The sequence below is a fragment of the Pseudomonas moraviensis subsp. stanleyae genome (assembly GCF_036283065.1).
Taxonomy (GTDB): Bacteria; Pseudomonadota; Gammaproteobacteria; order Pseudomonadales; family Pseudomonadaceae; genus Aquipseudomonas; species Aquipseudomonas stanleyae.
Genome location: NZ_JAADJI010000003.1, coordinates 218158 through 234345 on the forward strand (window position 1 = coordinate 218158; position 16188 = coordinate 234345).

The window sequence follows — 16188 nt, forward strand, 5'->3', positions numbered from 1 at the left end:
TCGGATACTCCGCATTCAGTTGATAAACATAATCAGAAGGCCTGCCGTGCCCTGTTGATTACTTCTTCTTTTTCGGGGCGATGACCATGATCAGCTGGCGTCCTTCCATCTTAGGATGCTGTTCGACCGAACCGTACTCGAGCAGGTCTTGTTCAACCCGCTTGAGGAGTTCCATCCCCAGCTCCTGGTGGGCCATCTCACGGCCGCGGAATCGCAAGGATACCTTGGCCCTGTCCCCGTCACTCAGGAAACGTACCAGGTTGCGCAGTTTTACCTGGTAATCCCCTTCCTCCGTCCCTGGACGAAACTTGATTTCTTTAACCTGAATCTGCTTCTGGTTTTTCTTTGCCGCGGCAATCTGCTTCTTCTTCTCGAAGATCGATTTGCCGTAGTCCATCACCCGGCAAACGGGCGGGACTGCGTCTGCGGAAATTTCCACCAGATCAAGCTTTGCTTCTTCAGCGATACGAAGCGCTTCATCAATCGAGACGATGCCAATCTGCTCGCCATCAGCGCCAATTAACCGAACCTCGCGTGCCGAGATATTCTCGTTGATCGGGGCTTTCGGTGCAGCTCGTTTATCTTGTCTCATTTCACGCTTAATAATAATTACTCCGAATCTGGGCGACCACGCCGGGAAACCGCTTGCGCGAGAAACTCAGCGAACCGGGCGACGGGCATCGAGCCCAGGTCAGCACCTTCACGAGTACGCACAGCGACAGTCTGCATCTCGACTTCCTTATCTCCGATAACCAAAAGATAGGGAACCTTGAGCAAAGTATGCTCGCGGATTTTAAAGCCGATCTTTTCATTTCTCAAGTCGGACTTGGCACGAAATCCGCTTTCGTTGAGAGTTTTTTCAACCTCTGCAACAAAATCTGCCTGTTTATCCGTGATATTCATGATCACCGCCTGGGTTGGCGCGAGCCAAGCAGGGAAAGCACCTTCGTAGTGCTCGATCAGAATCCCGACGAAACGCTCGAACGAGCCGAGGATCGCCCGGTGCAGCATCACAGGGTGTTTGCGGCTGTTGTCTTCGGAGACGTATTCAGCGCCCAAACGGACAGGCAGGTTAAAATCGAGCTGCAAGGTACCACACTGCCAGACGCGACCGAGACAATCTTTCAGCGAGAACTCGATCTTCGGCCCGTAGAAGGCACCCTCGCCCGGCTGCAGATCGTACGGCAGACCAGCAGAATCAAGGGCTGCAGCCAATGCGGCTTCAGCGCGGTCCCAGAGTTCATCGGAGCCGACGCGTTTTTCCGGACGAGTGGAGAGTTTCATCTCGACTTCGGTAAAGCCGAAATCGCGATAGACATCCATGGTCAGCTTGATGAACGCAGCGGACTCGACCTGCATCTGCTCTTCGGTGCAGAAGATGTGCGCGTCGTCCTGAGTAAACGCTCGCACGCGCATGATGCCGTGCAACGCACCCGACGGCTCGTTACGGTGGCAAGCACCAAACTCGGCCAGACGCATCGGCAACTCGCGGTAGCTTTTCAGGCCCTGATTGAACACCTGCACGTGGCACGGGCAGTTCATCGGCTTGATCGCGTAGTCGCGGTTTTCCGACTGAGTGGTGAACATGTTGTCGGCGTAGTTGGCCCAGTGTCCGGATTTCTCCCACAGGCTGCGATCGACGACTTGAGGAGTCTTGATCTCAAGGTAGCCGTTGTCGCGCTGGATCTTGCGCATGTACTGCTCGAGCACCTGGTACAAAGTCCAGCCGTTCGGGTGCCAGAACACCATGCCCGGAGATTCTTCCTGGGTATGGAACAGGCCCAGACGCTTGCCGATCTTGCGGTGATCGCGCTTTTCAGCTTCTTCGATGCGCTGGATGTACGCCGCCAGCTGCTTCTTGTCAGCCCAGGCGGTGCCATAAACGCGCTGCAACTGCTCGTTCTTGGCGTCGCCGCGCCAGTAGGCGCCCGACAGCTTGGTCAGCTTGAAGGATTTCAGGAAACGCGTGTTCGGCACGTGCGGACCGCGGCACATGTCGACGTATTCTTCGTGATAATACAGACCCATCGCCTGTTCGTTCGGCATGTCTTCGACCAGACGCAGCTTGTAGTCTTCGCCACGGGCCTTGAACACTTCGATCACTTCGGCGCGCGGAGTGACTTTCTTGATGACGTCGTAATCCTTCTCGATCAGCTGCTGCATGCGCTGTTCGATGGCCGCCATGTCTTCCGGCGTAAAAGGACGCTCGTAGGCGATGTCGTAATAGAAGCCTTCGTCGATGACCGGGCCGATGACCATCTTCGCGGTCGGGTACAGCTGCTTGACCGCGTGGCCAACCAGGTGCGCGCAAGAGTGGCGAATGATCTCCAGCCCCTCTTCATCCTTTGGCGTAATGATTTGCAGGGTCGCGTCGCTACTGATGATGTCGCTGGCGTCGACCAGTTGGCCATTGACCTTGCCGGCGAGCGTGGCCTTGGCCAGGCCTGCACCAATGGATGCGGCGACCTCGGCAACGGAAACCGGGTGATCGAATGAACGTTGACTGCCGTCGGGAAGAGTAATAGTTGGCATGGCGCCTCCTCTCCTAGTGGTGACCCCTACCAAAGGTCACGTGGGTTGGGATGAGCCAGTACAAGATCCGATCCAGGCCATTCAATGACGAACGCCTGCCTTACAGCGGCAGGAGCCTTGCGGCCAACCGGAAAACCGAACCAGAGTGACTGGGATTCAAATCGGGAAAATTCGCACGCCGACCGCTTCGGGACTGAAGGTCATCCGAAGCCTGAGAACGCTTGAGCCCGGCATGCTAGCACAGATGAGCGGTCGCTTGAGCCCTGATTTGGCAGAAGGCGAAATGTCCGTTTTTATGCCAGAGTGCTGAACTTGATCGGCCCTTGCGCCCTCAGATAACAAGACATTGACCCACAAGGAGCATCCTCGCATGCGTCTGAAAAGCTTATTCGCCGCCGTCGCCCCCGTCGTTCTGCTGCTGCCACTGAGCGCCCATGCCGACTGGCCGAAAGGCGAGCGCGAGAAGTACATGGCCCAGTGCACCCAGGCTGCCACGCAGCAAATCGGTGCTGCGGCAGCGAAATCCCACTGCGCTTGCGGTGCTGACGCCATCAAGTCTTATCCGGCCAGCGACATTCAGGCGCTGATGGACAACAAGGCAACTCCTGAATTGCAACAGAAAGCCCTTGGTCAGATCGCCAAATGCAAGGCAAATACTCCGGCGAAAAAATAATAAAACCGAGCATTCTGATCGGCTGAAAGGCAGAAAAAAGTGTTGGAAATGAGCCTTTTCAGACGATTTATGCAGGTTTTACAGGTTTTTTTATCGTCTTTACGTTTCGCTGAAAGCCTTTCAAACCGGGCCTTTCAGCGCAAACAGGTGGTAAAGAAAACACGACTGATTGGCAAACAGCACGTCCGGGGGGCTACCAAAGCGAACATTTCGACTATGATACCCGGGTGTGCCCAGTTGGCCTGAGCAGCACAGTACTACTGAAAATATATGTTTCTTGGAGATACACCATGTCTAATCGCCAAACCGGCACCGTTAAATGGTTCAACGATGAAAAAGGCTTCGGCTTCATCACTCCTCAAGGTGGCGGTGACGACCTGTTCGTACACTTCAAAGCTATCGAATCCGACGGTTTCAAAAGCCTGAAAGAAGGCCAGACCGTCTCTTTCGTGGCTGAGAAAGGCCAAAAGGGTATGCAAGCTGCACAGGTTCGCCCAGAGTAATTTCCTGGCGCACTAAAAAAACCCCGTCCTGGTGACGGGGTTTTTTATGCCTGAAACAAAAGGACTCAGCCGCAGTTGACGCGGGTAACCACCAGGTTGTTGTCGGTGTTCAGATTCAGGCGGTCGGAGCGGTATTCCAGGGTGATCATGTCGTTCGGCTTGAGGAAGCGCGCGTTTTGCGCCCCTGCCTTGGCACGCGCCTGATCCAGCAACTCAGGGGATGCTTTCTTGCCGACGGCAAATTGTGCTGCCGATGCTTCGCAGCGGCTATTTCCGGATTCAGCCGCCACGGGCTCCTTTGCCGACTCGCTGGAGGTTGTGCTGCAACCAGCCAACAGCGCAGCGGCCATCAGTGCACCCAGTGTCGCGAACTTCAAAGGCATGAAGCCTCCTTGTTTTCAAATGTTTAAGCAGAGATCGTGCGACCGCCAATGCGGCGTTTGGTTTCAAGGCTCAAGCCATGCCCTGCCCCACGAGCGGAAAAATGCCGAGTGTGCCTGAGCTGCCTGCGGCGACTCATTAAACAATCGTGACTGAATATTAACGACGCTCAATAAACGTCGATGTAGTCAACCGGCGGATTCGGCCAGTTGTCCCTGAGCGCGTTGAAAATCTGCATCACCCAGACTTCATCGCTGGCCGCGACCTTGCCAACATAGCCGGAGCCCTTTGCCCAGGTTTCCAGGCGAAACAGCAGACCGTCGATATCCTGCCCGCCTGTCACGGTGGACAAATAGGCGATGCCGCCCTTGGTCACGCGCAACTGCGTGTGCTCGTCATCGCTGGCCGAGGCGAGCAATTGGCGCACAGCTTCGAGTGTGGGGCCGTCGGGGGTATTCAGATCGATCTGCACAACAGGGTCCTTGCCAAGCCGGAAAAGACCAAGTGTCGCATAGCGCTCCGCTCATGCCTAAGTCGCAGTGCCAAATGCTGCGCAAAATGGTTAACTCGAAAAACAGACACCCTGACCTTTCGAGCCTACTCATGACCAGCCTCAGCATCGACGCCGACATCAAAGCCAAATGGGCAGACGGACACAGCTCTTACAGCCCCGGTACGACGGAAGAGCTGGCGCTGATCGGCATCGATCTATTGGTCAAGGAGCTGGGAATCGAGGCGGCGCAGCAATTCATCAATCAGGTATTCGAACGATACCCGATCGCGCAGGCCGAACAGGCGCAGTGAGAGCCCGCAGACAACAGCCTGCGGGTTGACTACTTATTTCAAACGCTTCAAGCGCTCGGTCAGCAAATCGAAGAAGCCCTGGGCGTCGCCATTTTCGACCCAGAACGCATTCTTCGGCGCTTTCAGACCGTCGTACCAGTCAACGATGGTCTGGCCGAATGTCGGTCCTTCACGGCTGTCCACTACGACATTGACCGCCCGACCGGTGAACAGCTCAGGCTTGAGCAGGTACGCCACAACGGTCGCGTCATGTACCGGGCCACCGGGAATGCCGTAGTGCTCCATATCGCCCTTGATGTATTCGTTGAGAATGTCGCCGACGATCTTGCTCGCATTGTTGTTCAGCGCGGCAATCTGCTTCAGACGTGCGTCACTGGTGAGGATCTTGTGGGTCACGTCCAGCGGCAGATAGGTGAGTTTCACCCCGCTCTTGAGAACCACCTCGGCAGCCTGCGGATCAGCGAAGAGGTTGAATTCGGCGACGGGTGTGATGTTGCCACCGTTGAAATGCGCCCCGCCCATGATCACCACTTCCTTGATGCCCTGGACGATTTCCGGCTCCTGAATCAACGCCAGAGCCAAATTGGTCTGCGGACCGAGCATTGCGATGGTGATGCTGTGCGGTTTGGCCGACTTAAGGGTGTCGATCAGATAGTTGACCGCATTGCCTTTCGCCAGGCCTTTCTTCGGTTCGTGAACCGTGACGCCCGACAGGCCTTCCTTGCCATGAATGTTCTCGGCGTAGATCGGCGTGCGCATCAGCGGTTTCGGGGCGCCGGCGTAAACCGGTACATCTTCGCGCCCCGCCCACTCACGAGCCAAACGCGCGTTACGCGAGGTCTTGTCGAGGCGCACATTGCCGGCCACGGTAGTCAGCGCGCGGATATTCAGCTCATCCGGCGATGCCAGGGCGAAGAGCAACGCCACCACGTCGTCAGCGCCTGGATCGGTGTCGATGATCAGGTCGATCTTTTCCGCCGCCTGGGCGCCAGTCGCAGTTAGCACGGACAAAAGCAGCAGGCTCCGGATCAGTTGATGAAATTTTTCAGCATAGCGTTGCATAGCGCATTCCTTGTGCAGGTGAAATCGGAAATCAGAATGTAACCCCGGCGACCAGAACGATGTTGCAGTACGGCTGACATTCTCCTGTACGAATGATCGCCCTGGCCTGTCGGCTAAGCACCTTGAACTGTTCGTGAGTGAGCAAATCCCTACGCCCCAGCGCGCCCTCTTCGCTCAACGCATCCAGATCGGCCAGTGCCGTCGGTTGCTTGTCGAAGATCTCGTTGGCGAGCACATGGCTTTCCACCTGCATTTCGCTGAGCACGACTTTCAGTGTGTTGAGAAAGTCAGGGATGCCATGGGTCAGCGCCAGATCGATCAATTCGACACCCGGCGGCACAGGCAAACCAGCGTCGCCAATCACCACCATGTCACCGTGGCCCAGAGACGCGATCAGTCGCGACAACGCGACGTTGAGCAAAGGAGTCTTTTTCATGCGGGTCTGAACGCCTGTACTTCGGACATGGTTGGAATGGACGGTTGCGCACCGGCGCGGGTAACCGACAGCGCAGCGGCGATCTGCCCGTAGCGAATCGCCTCGGCCTCGGACTTGCCGCTGGCCAGCGCGGCGGCGAAACCGCCGACAAAAGTGTCCCCCGCCGCCGTGGAATCCACCGCCTTCACGGTCGGCGCGGGGAAATGTTCGAAGCCTTTGCCATTGGCGAACAACGAACCCTGCGCGCCCAAGGTGACGATGACTTTACCGGCGCCCATGGCGATCAATCGGCTGGCAGCCGTTTCAGCCGTCTGCAGCGAGTCGACCGCCAAACCGCTCAACGCCGCCGCTTCGCTTTCGTTGGGAATCAGGTAGTCGATCGCGGCAAACCAGTCTGCCGGCAAAGGACGGCTGGCCGGTGCCGGGTTGAGGATGACGGTTTTGCCCAGTTCACGCGCACGCTTGAGCGCATGTCCGACCGTCGCATCGGGAATCTCGAGCTGACAGATCACCACATCGGCGTCCTGCAACACCGCATCAAAGCGGTCGATCACTGTCGGGGTCATCGCGCCGTTGGCACCGGCGACAATCACGATAGCGTTCTGGCTGTTGTCATCAACCACAATCAGCGCCACGCCACTGGAATCCTCCACGACACTGACGGCCGCGCAGTCGATGTGCTCAGCAACCAAGGCATCGCGCAACCGCACCCCGTAGTTGTCATTTCCGACGCAACCGATCATCGCCACCTGCGCGCCCAGGCGCGCTGCGGCAACTGCCTGATTGGCGCCCTTACCGCCCGCCACCGTGGCAAAGGAATGACCGATCAGCGTTTCACCGCCGCGAGGCAGCCGGGGCGCCCGGGTGACCAGGTCCATGTTCAGGCTGCCTATTACCACTACATTTGCTGGCATACATCACTACTCATCAATTCGGTTTCAGCGATATTGGGTGAACACGCCGGACAGCGGCGCGGTCGATTCGCGCAGGACAATGCTGGGAGTCACGATGCGTTGATCGGTGCCGGAATCCGGCGCAGCAATTCTGCGCAACAGCACCTCGGCGGCCATCTCGCCCAGTTGCAGGATCGACTGGCCGACCGTGGTCAGCGCCGGATAGACATAACGACTCATTTGAATGTCATCGAAGCCGATTACCGATAACTCGGCCGGTACCCGCACGTTACGTTCGGCCGCTGCACGCAGCACACCGATGCCAATCATGTCGTTACCGGCAAAAATCGCACTCGGCGGATTGCTTTCAAGCAAGCGGGCGGCGGCGTTGTAGCCACCGGTGCTGGTGAAGTCGCTCTCAAGCATGCGCTCCGCGCGCGCCTCGATTCCCGCCTCTCGCAGCGCCCGGCAATAACCGGCCCGACGCATTTGCGCCACGCTGGTACTCGCCGGACCACCGATGGTGGCGATGTCGCGATGACCCAACTCAAGTAGGTGACGGGTTGCCAGATAAGCGCCGTATTCGTGGTCGATGCGCACCAGATCGGCATTCACACCCTCCAGGCCACGGTCGACGATGACCATCGGCGTCTTCACGCCCGCCAGCCCTTCTGCCAGACCACTGTCACCACCAGCGGAGGCGACAATCAGACCGTCGATACGTTTTTCCAGCAACACACGCAAATAACTGCGCTGTTTTTCCGGGTTGTCGTCGGAGTTGCAGAGGATCACGCAGTAGCCATTACGCTCGCAGTAATCCTCGATTCCCCGCGCCAGTTCGGCGAAGTACGGGTTGAGGCTGTTGGGCACCAGCAGGCCGATGGTCGCCGTGGTTTTGGCTTTCAGCGAGCGCGCCACGGCACTGGGTACGTAGTCGAGGCTCTTGATCGCCGCCTCCACTTTGCGTCGCACTTCCTGACTTACCGGGCGGGTGTTGTTCACCACGTGCGACACGGTCGTATAGGAAATGCCCGCGAGTGCCGCTACATCCTTGATCGTTGCCATGGTTCAGCCCCGGCGACTGGCGCGTTGACTGCGATAGGTGTCGAGCACCACGGCGATCACGATCACCGCACCGGTAATGATGCGCTTGGTCGGCTCCGTTGCACCAATCTGAGCGAGACCGGCCGCAAGTACGGAAATGATCAACACGCCGAAGAACGTGCTGATCACTGAACCGCGCCCACCCATCAGGCTGGTACCGCCGATAACCACCGCGGCGATCACTTGCAGTTCCAGGCCTGAACCTGCGTTCGGGTCAGCCGCTTCCAGACGTGAAATCTGAAATAACGCAGCGATGCCCGCCAGCAACCCCATCAGGCTGAACACCAGAATCTTGTAGGGCTTGGGATTGATCCCGGCCAGACGCACCGCCTCTTCGTTGGTGCCAATGCCGATCAGGTAGCGACCGAAAACGGTGCGGGTCAAAACCGCCTGCGCGATGAAAATCACCAACAAAGCGATGATGAACGAGGGGGAAATACCGAACGCGATCGGATTCGACAGCCAGGCAAACGCATCACCAATGTAAGCGGTACGCGAGCCGGTCATCTGATAGGCCACACCGCGGGCCATCTCCAGCACGCCGAGGGAGACGATGAACGACGGAATTCGCCAAGCGACAGTGATCGAGCCAGTGATGGTCCCGGCCAAAGCTGCTACCGCCATGCCGAGCAGGGCAGCGGGCAAAACGCTCCAGCCCCAACCGAGAATCGCAACGCTGACCGTCGATGCGGCCAGCGCCAGCACCGAGCCGACCGACAAGTCGATGCCGCCGATGATCAGCACGAAGGTCATGCCCACTGCCAGCACCATCAGGTCGGGAATCTGGTTGGCCAGGGTGCTGAAAGTGTTGTACGAGAGGAAATGGCTGCTCAGGACCGAGAACAGCGCAATCATCGCCAGCAAGGCACCGGCCAGGCCCAGATAAGTACCCAGGCCGAAAAAATTGCCACTACGTTTACTGGCAGAGGATGCAGTTTTCATGGGAGATCCCTAGGCGCTGCTTCGTTGAGCAACGCATCACGTTTTTGGTAGCCGGCGAATGCGGCGGCAAGCAAATCATCCTGGGTCCAGCTGTCGCGCTCGAAGGTGTCGATCAGGCGCCCTGCCGAGAGCACGCCGATCCGGTCGCAGATCAACATCAACTCGCGCAAGTCACTGGACACCACCACCAACGCCTTGCCCTGACGGGTCAGTTCGCCGAGCAAACCGTAAATGTCGAACTTGGCGCCGACGTCGATACCGCGAGTGGGCTCGTCGAACAGCAGTACGGAGCAATCACGTTCCAGCCAGCGACCGATCACGACCTTTTGCTGATTGCCGCCGGACAGCTCCGAGACCAATTGCGTCGGGCTCGAACTGCGGATGCGCATGGCCTCGATCTGACGCTGCGCCAGGGAGATTTCGTCGCCATTGTTGACGAAACCGCCACTGGAGATTTCCGGCATGTTGCCCAAGGCGATGTTGGCGCTGATCGATTGACTGAGCAACAGCCCTTCGCCTTTGCGATCCTCGGTGATCAGGGCAATGCCATTGCGCACGGCGTCCACTGGCGAGCGAACACTCACAACTTTGGCCGGGGAGCCGAGCGCGATGGTTCCACTGTCAGCCGTGTCGGCACCGAAGATCAGCCGCAGCAATTCCGTGCGCCCTGCCCCGATCAACCCGGAAATGCCGAAAATCTCTCCGGCTCGCACCTCGAAGGACACGTCGCGGACTTTGTCCGAACGCGTCAGGCCTTTGACCGTCAACGCCGGAGCGCCGATCTTGCGCGGCCCCATGTCGATGTGTTCGCCCAATTCGCGACCGACCATCAAGGTGACCAGTTGCTCGCTGTTGTAGTTGGCCATCGGCTCGACGCAGACCAGATTGCCGTCACGCAGCACAGCAATGCGCTGTGCTACCCGCGCCAGCTCTTCGAGGCGGTGGGAAATATAGATGATGGAAACGCCGCGGGCCTGCAATCGCGTGATCTGCTCGAAGAGCATTTCGACTTCGCGCGCCGTGAGCATCGCGGTCGGCTCATCAAGGATCAGCACGTGGCAATCGCCGATCAGGTTGCGGGCGATTTCGACCATCTGTTGATGACCGATTCCAAGCTCGCCGACCAGCGTGTCCGGATCGATCGCATCGAGGCCGACCTGCGCCATGGCTTCGATCGCCGCCTTGCGCAACTGCTTGCGGCTGATCCAGCCAGCACTGCTTGGCAAATTATCCAGAAACAGATTTTCCGCGACCGACAGCGTCGGCAACAGATTGAGTTCTTGCATGACCATGCGCACGCCAAGCTCTTCAGCCTGGGTACGACTGCCAGGACGGTAGTCCTTGCCCTGGAATTGCATCTGGCCCGTGGTGGGTGTGACCAGGCCACCGATGATCTTCGACAGGGTACTTTTGCCGGCACCATTTTCGCCGGTCAGCGCCAGTACTTCACCGCGCATCAGCGTCAGATCGATGCCGGTGAGCACCGGTTGCGCATAGGTCTTGCCGATACCGCTGACCGAGAGGACAGCGTTCGGAGCGGAAACTGACATAGAAATCTCCACGCGCTCGCCCGGACGGACGAGCGCCGTTGTATCGCCAGATGACTTACTTGGTGACCAGCTCGACCGGTGTTTCGATCACGCCGTTGGCCCCGCTGTCGACTTTCTCGCCCTTGATGATTTTCAGCGCGGTTTCGATGCCGAATACGGCTTGCTTCGCGGCAAACTGGTCAGCCGTTGCCAGCACGCGACCGTCTTTGAGCATAGGCTTGATGGCATTGATGTTGTCGTAACCGACGACTTGAACCTGACCCGCCTTGCCGGCGGCACGGACTGCGGAAACGGCGCCGACCGCCATGCTGTCGTTACCGGCCAGCAGCGCTTTGACGTCCGGGTATTCGCTGAGTATCGAAGCCGCAACCTTGTTGCCCTTGTCGATCTCCCAATCACCGGATTGCAGCGAGACCACTTTGATCTGCGCGGCTTCCATCGCGTCCTTGAAACCGGCCGTGCGCGCCTGCGCGTTGGTGGTGGTGGACACGCCTTCGATGATACCGACCTCGTCGCCCGCCTTCAGTTGTTTGGCCAGGTATTCGCCCACCAGACGCGCACCCTTGCGGTTGTCCGGCCCTACGAACGGCACGTTGATGTTTTTGCTTTTTACCACGGCGGGATCGAGCTGATTGTCGATGTTGATTACGGTGATACCGGCGTCTACAGCCTTCTTGATCACCGGCACCATGGCCTTCGAATCAGCCGGCGCGATCACCAGCGCATTCACCTTGGCGAGGATCATTTGTTCGACGATGCGGGTCTGCCCGGCGGTGTCGGTTTCGTCCTTGATTCCGTTGGAGATCAGATCGAACTCGGCGGAGTGTTCTTTCTGGTAGGCCTTGGCGCCGTCTTCCATGGTCAGGAAGAATTCGTTGGCCAGAGATTTCATGACCAGCGCGACCTTGGGTTTTTCCGTGGTTTCGGCTAACGCCGAGGAGACAGGTAGTGCAGCGGCTGTAGTAGCCAGCATAGCGACAGCAAGAAGACGTGCGGCGAAGGGCAGCTTCATGGGTTCACTCCGATCTTATGATTATTGTGAGCAACATTTGCACTGACGTAAGCTACATCACGGCTGTATGGACATCTGCCCTGTTAAAGCCGCGCAAACGTTTGCGTAGACCGAACTATGAGAATCCCGCCGACTTTTGTCAACAATCAGAAATCGTCATTTGTTGTAGGGCGAATCGCTGACTCGCCCCTACGGCATGTTACGCGGTGGTGTTGACCAGGCCACCACTGGCGCCCTTGGACATTTCCTTGACCAGTGCGCCCGCGACTTCGGTCATTGCGGCGCTGGTCTGCGCGATCTGCCCCTGAATGGACATGATCGCCTGGGCCTTGGCCTCCGGCGTTGGATAACTCGCGGCCTGCGCTGCCGCCAGTTGCTGCTGCTGTTCCTGAAGCTGTTTCTGCAGTTCCTGCATGCGCTTGAGCAACGTCTTGACGGTGACGCTCTGATTGCCGCCGCTCTCGACCTTGCTGTCTTCCTGAACAGGACCGCCACCGGTCCTGACCTGATTTGTTTCGGTCTTCTCGGTACCCAGCGCCTGCGCCGATGCCTCGTCGGCCGCTTGATTCAGAGTGTTGATCGTCGCTGCAGTTTTACCGCCAATGGTGACCGCTGCGGGATTGGCAAAACCGATCGTCAGTGACATGTGAACTCCTAAGATTTCGTTTCCTTGAGGACGCATCGGCCTGAGAACACATTTCTTTAGCAGGGATTTGTCACAGGCCGGCATTTCAAAACATTGCCTATCGGTGAGCCGAACAAGAATCCGCCTCTCGTTCGGAATCCCGGATGGACAACGCCGCAACAATGCTCTGATCCTCGACAAATGTTGATTTAAATCATCGGGTTAAACATTTACCGCAGGCACATTACGCATGGTATGAATCCTGCTCCCCTCCTTGCACCTCAAGCATTCAGATCGGCTTGGGGCGCATCTAGATGAACTTGCATCAGCACCGTCTCACGACTAGAGAGAAAAATAATGAAATCTGCTTTCAATACCTTGATTCCGGGCGCATTGGCCCTCCTCCTGCTCCTGCCGACCGCCGCTCAGGCAAAAGAAGTCGAAACCCAGACCAAACTGGCCAACGTCGTTGTCCTCGCTACGGGCGGCACGATTGCCGGCGCCGGCGCGAGCGCCGCAAACAGCGCCACCTATCAGGCAGCGAAAGTCGGTATCGAACAACTGATCGCCGGCATTCCCGAGCTGAGCAAACTGGCTAACGTGCGTGGCGAACAGGTCATGCAGATCGCTTCGGAAAGCATCACCAATGACAACCTGCTGCAATTGGGTCGTCGCGTTTCAGAACTGGCGGACAGCAAGGACGTCGACGGCATCGTCATTACCCATGGCACCGACACCCTGGAAGAAACCGCCTACTTCCTGAACCTGGTCGAGAAGACCGACAAGCCGATCATCGTCGTTGGCTCGATGCGTCCTGGCACCGCCATGTCGGCAGACGGCATGCTCAACCTGTACAACGCCGTCGCCGTGGCAAGCAGCAAAGAAGCGCGCGGCAAAGGCGTGCTGGTCACCATGAACGACGAGATCCAGTCCGGTCGCGACGTCAGCAAAATGATCAACATCAAGACCGAAGCATTCAAAAGTGCATGGGGTCCGCTGGGCATGGTCGTCGAAGGCAAATCCTACTGGTTCCGCCTGCCGGCCAAGCGTCACACCCTGGATTCGGAATTCGACATCAAGAACATCAAGAGCCTGCCCGATGTAGAAATCGCCTATTCCTACGGCAACGTCAGTGATACCGCCTACAAGGCACTGGCACAATCCGGCGCCAAGGCGATCATCCACGCTGGCACTGGCAACGGCTCGGTTTCCTCCCGCGTCGTTCCATCGCTGCAAGCACTGCGCAAGGATGGCGTGCAGATCATTCGCTCGTCCCACGTCAACGCCGGTGGTTTTGTCCTGCGTAACGCCGAACAGCCTGACGACAAATACGACTGGGTTGTCGCTCACGATCTGAACCCGCAAAAAGCCCGCATCCTGGCGATGGTCGCGCTGACCAAGACCAACGACAGCAAAGAACTGCAACGGATGTTCTGGGAATACTGATTGACCTTCGCCTGATCAGCTCTCGATCAGGCAATTGCCCACCACCTGCCGGACTTGGCGGGTGGTGCCTCTCCTACAGCCTTCAAGCATTTTTCCCACAAAAAACTCGACAGGCCCTACACCAAAATCAGAAACCTGCTGTCAGAGGATTTTCTTGAATTTTAAGCAGTTGCGAAATCGCTTACAGTTAAATACTGTATGCACGTACAGCTTAATAAGGATAACCTCGTGGCCACCTCTCCTGCTGCTCCTGACGCTTACCAACGCATGGGTATGCGCGTTCAGAAAATCATCAATTCCCCCACCGCACAAAAAGCCAAGGCCGCACTGATTTTCCGTCTGCCCGATGAGCCGATGGATGACTGGGAGCGCTTGCTCGAGGAAATCGACGAGAACGACAACGTTACCCTCGCCTATCGCGATGACGGTGGCGTGCAGATTTTTTGGGTTGTGCCGAAGGAAGATTGATTCAATGAGTGTCCGCTGTGTTGCTTTGCTGTTGTTGTTTTTCGCCATGGGTGCCCAGGCTGGCGCACCCCGCACCTTTTCCGAAGCCAAGAAAGCTGCGTGGAAACTCTACGCCCCGCAGTCCACGGAGTTTTACTGCGGCTGCAAGTACACCGGTAACCGGGTCGATCTGAAGGCTTGCGGTTATGTGCCGCGCAAGAACGCCAAGCGCGCATCGAGAATCGAGTGGGAGCACATCGTGCCAGCCTGGCAGATCGGTCACCAGCGACAGTGCTGGCAGCAAGGCGGACGCAAGAATTGCACACGCTACGACCCGGTGTATCAAAAGGCCGAAGCTGATCTGCATAATCTGGTGCCGAGCATTGGTGAGGTCAACGGTGACCGCAGCAACTTCAGTTTTGGCTGGTTGCCGGTGCAGTCCGGTCAGTATGGATCCTGCCTGACCCAAGTTGATTTCAAAGCGAAGAAGGTCATGCCCCGCCCTTCGATTCGCGGCATGATTGCCCGCACGTATTTTTATATGAGCAAACAATACGGACTGCGTCTGTCCAAGCAGGATCGGCAGTTGTACGAGGCGTGGGACAAGACTTACCCGGTGCAGGACTGGGAACGTCAGCGCAACCAAAGCGTGGCGTGCGTGATGGGGCGCGGCAATGAATTTGTCGGCTCGGTAAATCTGAAAGCCTGCGGCTGATCGCAGCACAAAATAAGAAGGCCTCGAGCGTTATGCTCGAGGCCTTTTTCATGTCTGGCATCCGACCTGTTTTGAAGGCGCTTCCTTTATGGCGTGAGCGGATGCTCGATCACCACCGATTCGATATTTTGTTTCTTGGCTTTTACCAGCGCCGCATCGACCTGCACCTTGCGCGCCTCGGCATCAGCCTGGGAATTGAACGGACCGATCAGAATTCGTGTTTTACCGCTGCCGTCCTTGACGACCGTAGGAACGAAAGCGTGCTCGATCAACCAGCCGCTCAGGTCACTGACGGCCTGAGGAGTTTCGCCACGCACTTCCAGATCCCACTGTGGCGCAGCGGCCGCCGCTGGCGCTGCCGCGACCTTCGCCTCAGGCTTCGGCGCATCTACATTCTTGCCTTCACCGCAGCCTGCCAATGCCAGTGCCGCTACCAGCCAAACCAATTTGCGCACAACGCTTTCCTCGGAATTCCTAAAGCGGCGATCTTATCATTCATAAATACTTCGCGAGCCCCGCAAAATGGGCACAAAACAACGAGAATGATGATTGCAGCCTCTGTATAGTTACGCCCTGGGAATTAATGCCGCATCTGCGCGTCAGAAAGAGGCACCCAAACCGTGAGACTTCGCACTAATCTATAGATACCACCGACCTCTGCACTGTCTGAATCAGGTGCCCTACAAAGCAATCAAGGAGAAGACCATGCTGATACTCACCCGCAAAGTCGGTGAAAGCATAAACATTGGTGATGACATCACGATCACCATCCTCGGAGTCAGCGGCCAACAGGTTCGCATCGGCATCAACGCTCCGAAAAACGTGGCAGTGCACCGTGAAGAAATTTACCAACGCATCCAGGCCGGCCTGACCGCTCCGGACAAGCCGCAAACGCCCTGAGCCACTTTGCCTTACGCAGCCAGTCAAATTGCTTGCGAGCAAGACTGGCTAAAGATTCACGCGCCGTTTAGCCATCCGCATTTCACCCCGCTGGGCACGGCGCCTGAAGCATGCTGACTCCTTTCACTTTCCCCTCCCTTCTCTCTTGCGCCGATATTACCTT

The 16188-nt window shown here is 57.5% G+C and carries 20 protein-coding genes; 7 read left to right on the top strand and 13 right to left on the bottom strand.

Features of this window, described 5'->3' with window-relative positions; translation table 11 throughout:
- Positions 1-58 precede the first annotated feature (58 nt).
- Positions 59-610 (bottom strand): translation initiation factor IF-3, encoded by a 552-nt coding sequence (infC, locus tag GXB78_RS06080; protein WP_169432615.1) that lies wholly within the window; start codon positions 608-610, stop codon positions 59-61.
- Positions 610-2532 (bottom strand): threonine--tRNA ligase, encoded by a 1923-nt coding sequence (gene thrS / locus GXB78_RS06085; RefSeq protein ID WP_329514745.1) that lies wholly within the window; start codon positions 2530-2532, stop codon positions 610-612. The genes infC and thrS overlap by 1 nt, the downstream gene beginning before the upstream one ends.
- A 370-nt stretch (positions 2533-2902) precedes the next feature.
- Here thrS and GXB78_RS06090 point away from each other — a divergent pair, with 370 nt between their 5' ends.
- Together GXB78_RS06090 and GXB78_RS06095 are read left to right on the top strand one after the other, a co-directional pair.
- Positions 2903-3205, top strand: a complete 303-nt coding sequence (locus GXB78_RS06090) for a hypothetical protein (RefSeq protein ID WP_329514746.1) — start codon at positions 2903-2905, stop codon at positions 3203-3205.
- A gap of 290 nt (positions 3206-3495) precedes the next feature.
- The gene (locus tag GXB78_RS06095; protein WP_003179963.1) at positions 3496-3708 is read left to right on the top strand and encodes a cold-shock protein; all 213 of its coding nucleotides are present in this window, start codon (positions 3496-3498) and stop codon (positions 3706-3708) included.
- A gap of 65 nt (positions 3709-3773) precedes the next feature.
- Here GXB78_RS06095 and GXB78_RS06100 read toward each other — a convergent pair whose 3' ends face one another.
- A complete protein-coding gene (locus tag GXB78_RS06100; protein WP_065615026.1) occupies positions 3774-4091 on the bottom strand; it encodes an I78 family peptidase inhibitor in 318 nt (105 codons plus the stop codon).
- Positions 4092-4258: 167 nt separating this feature from the next.
- A complete protein-coding gene (locus GXB78_RS06105; RefSeq protein ID WP_329514747.1) occupies positions 4259-4561 on the bottom strand; it encodes a hypothetical protein in 303 nt (100 codons plus the stop codon).
- A 131-nt stretch (positions 4562-4692) separates the two neighbouring features.
- On the opposite strand from GXB78_RS06105, the gene GXB78_RS06110 reads away from it, so the two are divergent.
- Entirely contained in the window at positions 4693-4893 is a 201-nt protein-coding gene (locus GXB78_RS06110) for a hypothetical protein (protein WP_329514748.1), read from the top strand.
- A 33-nt stretch (positions 4894-4926) separates the two neighbouring features.
- On the opposite strand, the gene GXB78_RS06115 is transcribed toward GXB78_RS06110, so the two are convergent.
- From GXB78_RS06115 to GXB78_RS06150, 8 genes are all read right to left on the bottom strand, one after another.
- Entirely contained in the window at positions 4927-5955 is a 1029-nt protein-coding gene (locus tag GXB78_RS06115) for a nucleoside hydrolase (RefSeq protein ID WP_329514749.1), read from the bottom strand.
- Between the two features lie 31 nt (positions 5956-5986).
- On the bottom strand, positions 5987-6391 hold the full coding sequence (gene rbsD / locus GXB78_RS06120; protein WP_329514750.1) for a D-ribose pyranase: 405 nt from the start codon (positions 6389-6391) through the stop codon (positions 5987-5989).
- Positions 6388-7305 (bottom strand): ribokinase, encoded by a 918-nt coding sequence (gene rbsK / locus GXB78_RS06125; protein WP_329514751.1) that lies wholly within the window; start codon positions 7303-7305, stop codon positions 6388-6390. Before rbsK ends, rbsD begins: the two co-directional genes overlap by 4 nt.
- Before the next feature lie 24 nt (positions 7306-7329).
- Positions 7330-8349, bottom strand: coding sequence for a LacI family DNA-binding transcriptional regulator (locus GXB78_RS06130; RefSeq protein ID WP_329514752.1), 1020 nt, complete (start codon positions 8347-8349; stop codon positions 7330-7332).
- 3 nt (positions 8350-8352) lie between these two features.
- The gene (locus GXB78_RS06135; protein WP_016774040.1) at positions 8353-9330 is read right to left on the bottom strand and encodes an ABC transporter permease; all 978 of its coding nucleotides are present in this window, start codon (positions 9328-9330) and stop codon (positions 8353-8355) included.
- Positions 9327-10880: a sugar ABC transporter ATP-binding protein gene (locus GXB78_RS06140; protein WP_329514753.1), complete on the bottom strand. Its 1554-nt coding sequence runs from the start codon at positions 10878-10880 to the stop codon at positions 9327-9329. Before GXB78_RS06140 ends, GXB78_RS06135 begins: the two co-directional genes overlap by 4 nt.
- 55 nt (positions 10881-10935) lie before the next feature.
- Entirely contained in the window at positions 10936-11892 is a 957-nt protein-coding gene (locus GXB78_RS06145) for a sugar ABC transporter substrate-binding protein (protein WP_329514754.1), read from the bottom strand.
- 199 nt (positions 11893-12091) lie between these two features.
- Positions 12092-12538, bottom strand: coding sequence for a hypothetical protein (locus tag GXB78_RS06150; protein ID WP_329514755.1), 447 nt, complete (start codon positions 12536-12538; stop codon positions 12092-12094).
- A 336-nt stretch (positions 12539-12874) separates the two neighbouring features.
- On the opposite strand from GXB78_RS06150, the gene GXB78_RS06155 reads away from it, so the two are divergent.
- From GXB78_RS06155 to GXB78_RS06165, 3 genes are all read left to right on the top strand, one after another.
- Positions 12875-13963, top strand: coding sequence for an asparaginase (locus GXB78_RS06155; RefSeq protein ID WP_329514756.1), 1089 nt, complete (start codon positions 12875-12877; stop codon positions 13961-13963).
- Positions 13964-14161: 198 nt separating this feature from the next.
- Entirely contained in the window at positions 14162-14431 is a 270-nt protein-coding gene (locus tag GXB78_RS06160; protein WP_329514757.1) for a DUF1654 domain-containing protein, read from the top strand.
- 4 nt (positions 14432-14435) lie between these two features.
- The gene (locus tag GXB78_RS06165; protein WP_329514758.1) at positions 14436-15125 is read left to right on the top strand and encodes an endonuclease I family protein; all 690 of its coding nucleotides are present in this window, start codon (positions 14436-14438) and stop codon (positions 15123-15125) included.
- A gap of 86 nt (positions 15126-15211) precedes the next feature.
- Here GXB78_RS06165 and GXB78_RS06170 read toward each other — a convergent pair whose 3' ends face one another.
- Entirely contained in the window at positions 15212-15580 is a 369-nt protein-coding gene (locus GXB78_RS06170) for an SPOR domain-containing protein (protein ID WP_329514759.1), read from the bottom strand.
- A 250-nt stretch (positions 15581-15830) separates the two neighbouring features.
- Between GXB78_RS06170 and csrA the strand changes: the two genes are divergently transcribed.
- Positions 15831-16025, top strand: a complete 195-nt coding sequence (gene csrA, locus GXB78_RS06175; RefSeq protein ID WP_003179932.1) for a carbon storage regulator CsrA — start codon at positions 15831-15833, stop codon at positions 16023-16025.
- Positions 16026-16188 lie beyond the last annotated feature (163 nt).

Coding starts and splice junctions, on each gene's coding strand:
- thrS (WP_329514745.1), bottom strand. CDS start 2,532: ATGCCAACTATTACTCTTCCCGACGGCAGTCAACGTTCATTCGATCAC.
- GXB78_RS06090 (WP_329514746.1), top strand. CDS start 2,903: ATGCGTCTGAAAAGCTTATTCGCCGCCGTCGCCCCCGTCGTTCTGCTG.
- GXB78_RS06095 (WP_003179963.1), top strand. CDS start 3,496: ATGTCTAATCGCCAAACCGGCACCGTTAAATGGTTCAACGATGAAAAA.
- GXB78_RS06100 (WP_065615026.1), bottom strand. CDS start 4,091: ATGCCTTTGAAGTTCGCGACACTGGGTGCACTGATGGCCGCTGCGCTG.
- GXB78_RS06110 (WP_329514748.1), top strand. CDS start 4,693: ATGACCAGCCTCAGCATCGACGCCGACATCAAAGCCAAATGGGCAGAC.
- GXB78_RS06115 (WP_329514749.1), bottom strand. CDS start 5,955: ATGCAACGCTATGCTGAAAAATTTCATCAACTGATCCGGAGCCTGCTG.
- rbsD (WP_329514750.1), bottom strand. CDS start 6,391: ATGAAAAAGACTCCTTTGCTCAACGTCGCGTTGTCGCGACTGATCGCG.
- rbsK (WP_329514751.1), bottom strand. CDS start 7,305: ATGCCAGCAAATGTAGTGGTAATAGGCAGCCTGAACATGGACCTGGTC.
- GXB78_RS06130 (WP_329514752.1), bottom strand. CDS start 8,349: ATGGCAACGATCAAGGATGTAGCGGCACTCGCGGGCATTTCCTATACG.
- GXB78_RS06135 (WP_016774040.1), bottom strand. CDS start 9,330: ATGAAAACTGCATCCTCTGCCAGTAAACGTAGTGGCAATTTTTTCGGC.
- GXB78_RS06140 (WP_329514753.1), bottom strand. CDS start 10,880: ATGTCAGTTTCCGCTCCGAACGCTGTCCTCTCGGTCAGCGGTATCGGC.
- GXB78_RS06145 (WP_329514754.1), bottom strand. CDS start 11,892: ATGAAGCTGCCCTTCGCCGCACGTCTTCTTGCTGTCGCTATGCTGGCT.
- GXB78_RS06150 (WP_329514755.1), bottom strand. CDS start 12,538: ATGTCACTGACGATCGGTTTTGCCAATCCCGCAGCGGTCACCATTGGC.
- GXB78_RS06155 (WP_329514756.1), top strand. CDS start 12,875: ATGAAATCTGCTTTCAATACCTTGATTCCGGGCGCATTGGCCCTCCTC.
- GXB78_RS06160 (WP_329514757.1), top strand. CDS start 14,162: ATGCACGTACAGCTTAATAAGGATAACCTCGTGGCCACCTCTCCTGCT.
- GXB78_RS06165 (WP_329514758.1), top strand. CDS start 14,436: ATGAGTGTCCGCTGTGTTGCTTTGCTGTTGTTGTTTTTCGCCATGGGT.
- csrA (WP_003179932.1), top strand. CDS start 15,831: ATGCTGATACTCACCCGCAAAGTCGGTGAAAGCATAAACATTGGTGAT.